General features: G+C 47.9%; 10 protein-coding genes. 3 read left to right on the forward strand and 7 right to left on the reverse strand.

All coding sequences use genetic code 11. The features are described 5' to 3' along the window. Positions 1 to 103 precede the first annotated feature (103 nt). Complete coding sequence (locus tag EQY_RS0110835; RefSeq protein ID WP_000366958.1) at positions 104 to 433, reverse strand: HI1450 family dsDNA-mimic protein; 330 nt, start codon at positions 431 to 433, stop codon at positions 104 to 106. A 34-nt stretch (positions 434 to 467) separates the two neighbouring features. Beyond that, complete coding sequence (gene cls, locus EQY_RS0110840; RefSeq protein WP_000214525.1) at positions 468 to 1,928, reverse strand: cardiolipin synthase; 1,461 nt, start codon at positions 1,926 to 1,928, stop codon at positions 468 to 470. A 142-nt stretch (positions 1,929 to 2,070) separates the two neighbouring features. Here cls and EQY_RS26160 point away from each other — a divergent pair, with 142 nt between their 5' ends. Then, the gene (locus EQY_RS26160; RefSeq protein ID WP_001309467.1) at positions 2,071 to 2,244 is read left to right on the forward strand and encodes a YciY family protein; all 174 of its coding nucleotides are present in this window, start codon (positions 2,071 to 2,073) and stop codon (positions 2,242 to 2,244) included. A 53-nt stretch (positions 2,245 to 2,297) separates the two neighbouring features. On the opposite strand, the gene kch is transcribed toward EQY_RS26160, so the two are convergent. Then, positions 2,298 to 3,545: a voltage-gated potassium channel protein gene (gene kch / locus EQY_RS0110850; protein ID WP_024212520.1), complete on the reverse strand. Its 1,248-nt coding sequence runs from the start codon at positions 3,543 to 3,545 to the stop codon at positions 2,298 to 2,300. A gap of 300 nt (positions 3,546 to 3,845) precedes the next feature. Beyond that, on the reverse strand, positions 3,846 to 4,142 hold the full coding sequence (locus EQY_RS0110855; protein ID WP_000967595.1) for a YciI family protein: 297 nt from the start codon (positions 4,140 to 4,142) through the stop codon (positions 3,846 to 3,848). Positions 4,143 to 4,365: 223 nt separating this feature from the next. Between EQY_RS0110855 and tonB the strand changes: the two genes are divergently transcribed. Continuing rightward, positions 4,366 to 5,085, forward strand: a complete 720-nt coding sequence (gene tonB, locus EQY_RS0110860) for a TonB system transport protein TonB (RefSeq protein ID WP_024212522.1) — start codon at positions 4,366 to 4,368, stop codon at positions 5,083 to 5,085. A 39-nt stretch (positions 5,086 to 5,124) separates the two neighbouring features. Here the strand turns inward: tonB and yciA are convergent, their stop codons facing one another. The 3 genes from yciA to EQY_RS0110875 form a co-directional block, all read right to left on the reverse strand. Then, on the reverse strand, positions 5,125 to 5,523 hold the full coding sequence (gene yciA / locus EQY_RS0110865) for an acyl-CoA thioester hydrolase YciA (protein ID WP_000108165.1): 399 nt from the start codon (positions 5,521 to 5,523) through the stop codon (positions 5,125 to 5,127). Between the two features lie 104 nt (positions 5,524 to 5,627). Beyond that, positions 5,628 to 6,167, reverse strand: a complete 540-nt coding sequence (locus EQY_RS0110870) for a septation protein A (protein WP_000808667.1) — start codon at positions 6,165 to 6,167, stop codon at positions 5,628 to 5,630. Positions 6,168 to 6,196: 29 nt separating this feature from the next. Then, positions 6,197 to 6,940 (reverse strand): YciC family protein, encoded by a 744-nt coding sequence (locus EQY_RS0110875; RefSeq protein ID WP_000028528.1) that lies wholly within the window; start codon positions 6,938 to 6,940, stop codon positions 6,197 to 6,199. Between the two features lie 354 nt (positions 6,941 to 7,294). Between EQY_RS0110875 and ompW the strand changes: the two genes are divergently transcribed. Then, a partial coding sequence (ompW, locus tag EQY_RS0110880) for an outer membrane protein OmpW (RefSeq protein ID WP_000737248.1) occupies positions 7,295 to 7,846 on the forward strand: 552 nt, incomplete at its 3' end.

Genomic DNA, 7,846 nt, shown 5'->3' on the forward strand with positions numbered 1-7,846 from the left:
TGCGTCAATATGAGTTCGCCGGAACGATACCCTGAAAGTCGATCCGCTTTAAAACAAAAAGGGCTGACAACTGTCAGCCCTTTATCACGCCAAAAGCGATTATTTATTCTCGCCAGATAATATGGCAAAGTTTGTGATCTTTTTCGCGACATAACAGAATGCGGGCGAAAATATCGTTAATTTCGCCATCTTCACTGTCCGCCAGGCCAATCACCACTTCGGCAAAAAAGTCCGGGTTTAAATCGAAATCAACATGCTCTTGCCAGTCTTCTGCCGGGTCGAATAACTCCGCACCGCCGCGCTCTTCAAACTGAAGATTGAACAGCAGAACATCAGCCGGATCGAGATTATCTGCGGCCAGTTCGAGAAAAATATCATAGGCCTGTTCAAGTGTTTCATCTTCGGTCAGGCGATTGTTTAAATCCATATCCATAGTCACTACCCGTTTAACATCTGTTGGCCACGTTTTACAGCAACGGGCTGAAGAAGTAAAACAGTCGCTCGGCAACGCGTTGCCAGAGTGGTCGTTTCGCCCACAACCGCGCATCAAGTAAACGTGAGCGCGAAATATAATCGTCCTGAACGGCGGCCAGGTCAGCACCAAAACCTTTATCGTCGATCGCCAGCGTGATTTCAAAGTTCAGCCAAAGACTACGCATATCGAGGTTAACGGTGCCCACCAGACTTAACTCGCCATCGACCAGCACGCTCTTGGTATGCAGCAATCCGCCTTCAAACTGATAAATTTTAACCCCAGCGGCCAGCAGCTCAGTAAAGAACGCGCGGCTGGCCCAGCCAACCAGCATTGAGTCATTTTTACGTGGCAGGATAATACTGACATCAACACCACGTTGCGCTGCCGTGCAAATAGCGTGAAGCAAATCATCGCTGGGCACGAAGTAGGGCGTCGTCATGATCAAATATTCACGCGCCGAATAAGCCGCAGTCAGTAATGCCTGGTGAATCAGGTCTTCCGGGAAGCCGGGGCCAGAAGCAATGGTATGGATCGTATGACCGCTGGCCTGCTCAAATGGCATAATATTGACATCTGGTGGCGGCGGCAGAATACGTTTCCCGGTTTCAATCTCCCAGTCGCAGGAATAAATAATCCCCATCGCGGTGGCGATGGGGCCTTCCATACGCGCCATCAGGTCAATCCATTGTCCTACGCCCGCATCCTGTTTGAAGAAGCGCGGATCGACCATATTCATACTGCCGGTATAGGCAATGTAGTTATCGATCATGATCATCTTGCGGTGCTGGCGCAGATCCATACGGCGTAAAAATACGCGCATCAGATTAACTTTTAGGGACTCGACCACTTCGATACCGGCATTACGCATCAGTTCTGGCCACGGACTGCGGAAGAACGCGACGCTACCGGCGGAATCGAGCATCAGTCGGCAATGAATACCGCGTCGGGCTGCAGCCATCAGTGACTCAGCCACCTGATCCGCCATACCGCCGGGTTGCCAGATATAAAACACCATCTCAATATTATGCCGGGCGAGCTGGATGTCGCGGATTAACGCCTGCATCACATCATCAGACTCGGTCATCAGTTGTAGCTGATTTCCTTTGACCCCGGCGATCCCCTGACGACGCTCGCAAAGCTTGAATAACGGGCCGGCGACACTGCTGTTTTCTTCTGCGAAGATATGTTTACAGGCTTTAAGATCGTTAAGCCATTTAGCGGTAGAAGGCCACATCGCTCTGGCGCGTTCGGCACGGCGTTTACCTAAGTGGAGTTCGCCGACTGCAAGATAGGCAATAATTCCGACCAGAGGCAGAATATAAATGATTAACAGCCAGGCCATGGCGGAGGGAACTGCACGTCGTTTCATTAGAATGCGTAATGTTACGCCTGCAATGAGCAACCAGTATCCCAGAATGGCCAACCAACTCACCAACGTATAAACGGTTGTCATAGATTAGAAATCCTTTTGAAAGCGCATTGTTATGAGTTTACGCATATGGATTCATCTGGCAAATAAAAACGCGGGAAAAGCACTAGTCAGCGTCGGGGGCGAGGGTATAATGACCATTCTGTTATTGCATAGAGTAGTTAACATGAAGCGGAGTAGAACGGAAGTGGGACGCTGGCGTATGCAGCGTCAGGCTAGCCGGCGTAAATCGCGTTGGCTTGAGGGGCAGTCTCGCCGAAATATGCGTATCCACAGCATCAGGAAGTGCATTCTAAACAAACAGCGTAACTCGTTATTGTTTGCGATCTACAATATCTGAATGTTCCGGGCACCATTGCGGTGCCCAGCAAGTTTACCTTCAGCCTTTTAAATCTATTTTTGCGCCGATTCATTACTGTCAGTTTTCGTTTCATCGTCATCGCTGAAAATACCATGCCCGGAGTTCAGCAACATTGAGACGAGCATATCATTATTAATCTCTTCACCATTTAAAACCCGCGCCAGAATTTCGCTGCCAAAAAGCTGCGGCGAAAGAATGATGTCCGGATGTACCATTTTAATTTTATTCAGGTTTTTGCTATCGCTGACGGCCAGCACCGTTTTGACATCTTTGCTCATATCTTTGGCTGACAGGACGACAAAAGCGTTATCTGCATCGTTATCACTGAGCGCCAGAATAGCCCGACAGTGATCGATTCCCGCTTTTTTTAATACCGAACTGTCATTGCTGTCACCGGGAATAACATCAGCATTGTCGCCTAATCGTTGCTCAAGTTGTTTGATGTCATCTTCTGGCAAATTGCTGATAACAGTCACGTTTTGTCCGCGTTGATTCAGTTGCAGAATCGTGTTGATTGCCAGAATGGAGTGACCGCAAACAATAAAGTGATCTTTACGATTCATCGTATGCTTGTTTCCTTTCACTAGTTTATTGAATCCTCCTCGGATAAGAGGACCAAAAATAGAGGTCATGGAGGTGGCGAAAACGGTAATGCCGGAAATAATGACTGAAATAGTAAACAGGCGTGCCGATTCAGACACGGGAACGATATCGCCATAGCCCACGGTTGACATAGTTTCTATTGAAAAATAGAAAGCAGTCATCAGGCTCTCTATTCGCGGATTGAAACCCTCACTTAAATACAGCGCGCCGTAGGTGGAGTAAAACAGTAACGTCGTAAAACTAATAAAAGCAAAAATTGTCCCGGCGGCGGCACTACTGTGTGAGAAGTCTTTGCGCAGCACCAGCAGAATCACCAGCGTAAAGATGCAAAAACCAATACTAAATTTCAGCCAGGGATAAAAATGCAAGGTGTAGATCAGCGTAATCAGCAACAAAATAATACTGATTGCCCATGCCAGTTTTGCTCGAAATAACAAGCCGATCGAATTCAGAACAAGAAAGACGCCGAGCATAAACAGCGGCGCATTGGCCAGCAAGGAGAGATCAAGTTCCGAAAATGCCTGGATATGGAAAATATCGAGCAGATTGACCGACATACCATAGATTGTTTTAAAAATAAGCAATCCATTTAAAAAGACGGCTAGCGCGATAATATCGTGCCGCAGGGTCACCCATAAATTTACTGCTGTTTGCTTGAATGTAGCCCAGTGACTCACTGATACCTCTGTAACCACAATTTTGTTTAATTATCTCTACGCGTACATAATGTGAGCATACATGCGACGCGTGAATATGTTAAACAATAGTAGATGACTTTATCCGCAGTAATCAAAGGATTTGATTGAGCAATACCTTGTCAGGGAGGGGCATTTTTCCTGAATATGCTGACATCGTATAAAGAAATACAGATAAAGTTATTATCTGTTTGTTATAGCGGCTGCGATGGCATACCTACAAGGAAAGGCCAAACAAGAACACGGTTGCTAAAACCGTGTTCTAAGATGTTGAGCCTCTATTCAGAACACTTTCTTAAAGGGCTTTACTGAAACGTGTTCATACACTCCAGCCGCCACGTAAGGATCGGCATCAGCCCATGCTTGTGCTGCTTCCAGAGATTCAAATTCAGCAATCACCGTCGAACCGGTAAAACCTGCGGCACCAGGATCATTGCTATCAACTGCTGGCATTGGTCCCGCAGTCAGCAAACGACCTTCATCATGCAGTAACTGCAAACGCGCTAAATGTGCCGGACGAACGGAAAGACGTTTTTCGAGACTATCGGCTTTGTCTTGAGCGTAAATTACATACAACACGGGCACAACTCCTTGTTCGGAAAAGTTGTAAAGTACGTTATTTGAAAGGGCGAAGATCTGCAACGGAAAGATGATGTCTTTGTTAAGAGTCTGGATAAAGTCAGGTCAATTACGCCAAAAATTGCGTTTTCACTGATCCTGATCGTTTTGTGTTATTGAATATGATTGCTATTTGCATTTAAAATTGAGGCCTGGTTTTTCTACTGAAATGATTATGACTTCAATGACCCTTGATTTACCTCGCCGCTTCCCCTGGCCGACGTTACTTTCAGTCTGCATTCACGGTGCTGTCGTGGCGGGTCTACTCTATACCTCGGTACATCAGGTTATTGAACTACCTGCGCCCGCGCAGCCGATTTCTGTCACCATGGTTGCGCCAGCGGATCTCGAACCGCCACAAGCCGTTCAGCCGCCGCCGGAGCCGGTGGTAGAGCCAGAGCCGGAACCTGAGCCGATACCTGAACCGCCAAAAGAAGCGCCGGTGGTCATTGAAAAGCCGAAGCCAAAACCTAAGCCAAAACCGAAGCCAGTGAAAAAGGTGCAGGAACAGCCAAAGCGCGATGTTAAACCAGCGGAGTCGCGTCCGGCATCACCGTTTGAAAATACGGCACCAGCGCGCCCGACCACCAGCACGGCAACGGCTGCAACCAGCAAACCGGTCACCAGTGTGGCTTCAGGACCACGCGCATTAAGCCGCAATCAGCCGCAGTATCCAGCGCGTGCGCAGGCATTGCGCATTGAAGGGCAGGTTAAAGTTAAATTTGACGTTACACCGGATGGTCGCGTGGATAACGTACAAATTCTTTCCGCCAAACCCGCAAACATGTTTGAGCGCGAAGTGAAAAACGCGATGCGCAGATGGCGTTACGAGCCGGGTAAGCCAGGAAGTGGAATTGTGGTAAATATTCTGTTTAAAATTAACGGCACCACCGAAATTCAGTAAGTAAAAAGTCAAAAGCCTCCGACCGGAGGCTTTTGACTATTACTCAACGGGTAAGGCGCGAGGCTTTCCTTCAGGATCTACAGCGACATACTTAAATAATGCTTCCGTCGCTTTATAGCGTTGCCCAAGTGGTTCAGACGCCACCTTTTTCACCCACACTTCAATATTAATACTGACAGATGTTGTCCCTTTTTGGACACAGCGTGCATAGCAGCACACTACATCGCCGACCGCAACCGGCCGCAAGAAAGTCATTCCTTCAACCCGCACGGTTACTACGCGACCGTGTGCAATTTCTTTTGCCAGAATGGCACCACCAATATCCATCTGCGACATTAACCAACCACCAAAGATGTCACCATTGGCATTGGTATCGGCAGGCATGGCTAAAGTTCGTAAAACCAGATCGCCCTGGGGGACGTTATGTGTTGTTGACATGGTAAAACCGACTAAAAAGGAAAATCACAGGCGCGATGCTACTATGATTTTCCTGAGGAGAACAGAGGAGATACAGCGCCAGCCCCGAAGGACTGGCAGTCTGGTTATGATTTATCTTCCTGTGGCATGTGGCGGTAGATATAGATACCGCTTAACAGCGTGAAGATTAAGGTGAGGGCGGTCAGACCGAACACTTTGAAGTTGACCCAAATATTTTGTGGTAGCCAGAAAGCGATATAGATGTTTGCCAGCCCGCAAAGGATAAAAAAGACTGCCCAGGCCAGATTCAACTTCGACCATACTGGCTGCGGCAGGGTAAGCTCTTTACCCAACATACGTTGAATCAGCGGCTTTTTCATTACCCATTGGCTAACCAACAGAGCACCGGCAAACAGTGCGTAAATTACGGTGACCTTCCATTTAATAAACTCATCATTGTGGAAGAATAGCGTCAGACCACCGAAGACAACCACCAGAACAAAGGTGATCAGAGCCATCTTCTCAACCTTACGAAAGCGAACCCAGCTATAAATAAGCACAATCGCTGTGGCGACGATCAGCGCCGCAGTTGCCGCATAGATGTCATAAATCTTATAGAACGCGAAGAAGACAACCAGCGGTAGAAAATCAAGAAACTGCTTCATTTTACGATTCCGTAATCAAATGCTTAGGGTTATTGGCGAATCAACATGTACAGGCGGAACAAATAGATGAGCAATACGGCTGAAATCAGGTTGCTCAAGGTGTTCGCCAGTACAGCGCCAATTTCTGGGGTTAATGCGGCAAACGAAGAGGCAAACAGCAACAACAGTGTTTTTGCCAGCAACCAGCTCAATACCGCAGGTGCCACCAGACGCATATTCGCCCATGTCAGCCGCATACTGCTGCGCATGGAGGCGAAAACGCCCATTTTATCCTGGACCAGCATCACGGGAGCCAACGCCAGCAGGATGGCCATGATGATACCAGGAACGACCACCAGCATGATGCCTATTTGCACAATCAATGTTGTCAGGAGGATTAGCAAGAATAGCTTCGGTAATACCGGAGCGCTCGCGCCAATTGCCCGTAATGCGCTGACCCGCTGACCGGCGGACACTAGCTGGATCATTAATAATACGCCGCCCGCAAGAATGGCGTTACCGATTAATCCTGAAAAGGTAGAAGCAGCGGACGCACGCAGCAAAATCTGCTGTTGTTCCGGGGACATATTTTGTACCAGGTCGAACAACCCACCGCCGCCACTAACGGGTACACCGTCATTGAGCTGCGCAAGTTGAGCGTCACTGGGTGAGAAAACATGTCCTAACACCACTGTGATAAATGCACAAAGCAACGATACCAACAGAATGGTCATAAATTGATTACGGAAGAAATTTCCGGTGTCACGGTATACGGACTGCGCCGTGATAGACATGCACTCTCCTTGAGTTTTATGCAGGTGTTAATTAGCGGGCAATTGTACCCTGGTTAGCCTCTCAGTGGCAGCATCAGGTCATGTATGGAAAAGCATATCTTTGTAAAGCGGAGGTAATTGTTGGCATTTATGTGTGCAGACGGGAGCAAGTGGCGAGCGCGTTAATATTTGCGCAGCGCAAATATTCGAAAATTGATTTAAATCACATTAACCAGGATTTGTGATGCAACTTCTAAATTAATCCAGATCAATAAAGGGTGATTTAGAGGATGTAGTGTGATCTGTGTAGGATCATTTGTTACCCCAATGTAGGTATATTTGTCACGTTTTTATAACCATAACGACGGAGCGGATATGAAAAAATTAACAGTGGCGGCTTTGGCAGTAACAACACTTCTCTCTGGCACAGCCTTTGCGCATGAAGCAGGCGAGTTTTTTATGCGTGCAGGTTCTGCGACTGTGCGTCCGACAGAAGGCGCTGGTGGTACGTTAGGAAGTCTGGGGGGATTTAGCGTGACTAATAACACTCAGTTGGGCCTGACGTTTACGTACATGGCGACTGACAATATCGGTGTTGAATTACTGGCAGCGACGCCTTTCCGCCATAAAATCGGTACTCGCGCGACCGGTGATATTGCAACAGTCCATCATCTGCCGCCAACACTGATGGCGCAGTGGTATTTTGGTGATGCCAGCAGCAAATTCCGTCCTTACGTTGGTGCCGGTATTAACTACACCACGTTCTTTGATAATGGATTTAACGATCATGGCAAAGAGGCCGGGCTTTCCGATCTCAGTCTGAAAGATTCCTGGGGCGCTGCCGGGCAGGTTGGGGTGGATTATCTGATTAACCGTGACTGGTTGGTTAACATGTCGGTCTGGTACATGGATATCGATACCACCGCC

Source organism: Escherichia sp. TW14182 (genome assembly GCF_000208525.1).
GTDB classification, from domain to species: Bacteria; Pseudomonadota; Gammaproteobacteria; order Enterobacterales; family Enterobacteriaceae; genus Escherichia; species Escherichia ruysiae.